The sequence below is a fragment of the Vibrio sp. 1727 genome (genome assembly GCF_033344415.1).
Taxonomy (GTDB): Bacteria; Pseudomonadota; Gammaproteobacteria; order Enterobacterales; family Vibrionaceae; genus Vibrio; species Vibrio alginolyticus.
This window is the reverse complement of record NZ_JAWPOT010000123.1, coordinates 1-915: the sequence shown is the minus strand read 5'-3', so window position 1 is coordinate 915 and position 915 is coordinate 1. Positions and strand designations below refer to the sequence as shown.

Here is a 915-nt window from a genome sequence, read left to right as displayed (position 1 = left end):
GGCACATGGATGAAACCTACGTGAAGGTCAATGGCCGCTGGGCGTATCTGTACCGGGCCGTCGACAGCCGGGGCCGCACTGTCGATTTTTATCTCTCCTCCCGTCGTAACAGCAAAGCTGCATACCGGTTTCTGGGTAAAATCCTCAACAACGTGAAGAAGTGGCAGATCCCGCGATTCATCAACACGGATAAAGCGCCCGCCTATGGTCGCGCGCTTGCTCTGCTCAAACGCGAAGGCCGGTGCCCGTCTGACGTTGAACACCGACAGATTAAGTACCGGAACAACGTGATTGAATGCGATCATGGCAAACTGAAACGGATAATCGGCGCCACGCTGGGATTTAAATCCATGAAGACGGCTTACGCCACCATCAAAGGTATTGAGGTGATGCGTGCACTACGCAAAGGCCAGGCCTCAGCATTTTATTATGGTGATCCCCTGGGCGAAATGCGCCTGGTAAGCAGAGTTTTTGAAATGTAAGGCCTTTGAATAAGACAAAAGGCTGCCTCATCGCTAACTTTGCAACAGTGCCCATGTAGCCTATCAGCATGTCGTACCTGTCACATATACGTTCGATTATGTGACAGTTTGCATCGGGAAGCTCTGCACGTCAAAATTTGTCACTTAACCCGTCATTCTGTCTAAGGCATGCAAAGGGTAGGCTAGGCTCATAATGTGACAGAAATTCCGGGGGGATGCCTTCCTTCGCGAAGGTGGCGCGCAACTGTTCCAAGGAAGCGGGGTCGCGCCGACCATAGGAAGCCAACGCGAACAGCGAGCGTGCCGTCTCGGGGTTGTGTCGTGCTTCAATGATGGCCTCATCAATGGCCTGGATTGCACGCTGCCAGTGATCGACGGGTTCGGGCTTCGGCGCTTTCGCCGGCAGGCCACTGGTGAACCCGGTTTGGGGCTC

1 protein-coding gene and 1 pseudogene are annotated in these 915 nt (G+C 54.0%); one reads left to right on the top strand and one right to left on the bottom strand.

What is annotated here, in order from left to right; genetic code table 11:
* The coding region (locus R8O10_RS24245) for an IS6-like element IS26 family transposase (RefSeq protein ID WP_032187833.1) at positions 1-482 on the top strand (482 nt) is incomplete at its 5' end.
* A gap of 130 nt (positions 483-612) precedes the next feature.
* On the opposite strand, the pseudogene R8O10_RS24240 reads toward R8O10_RS24245, so the two are convergent.
* Positions 613-915 (bottom strand): annotated as a pseudogene (locus R8O10_RS24240) (TniQ family protein); the annotation flags it as partial.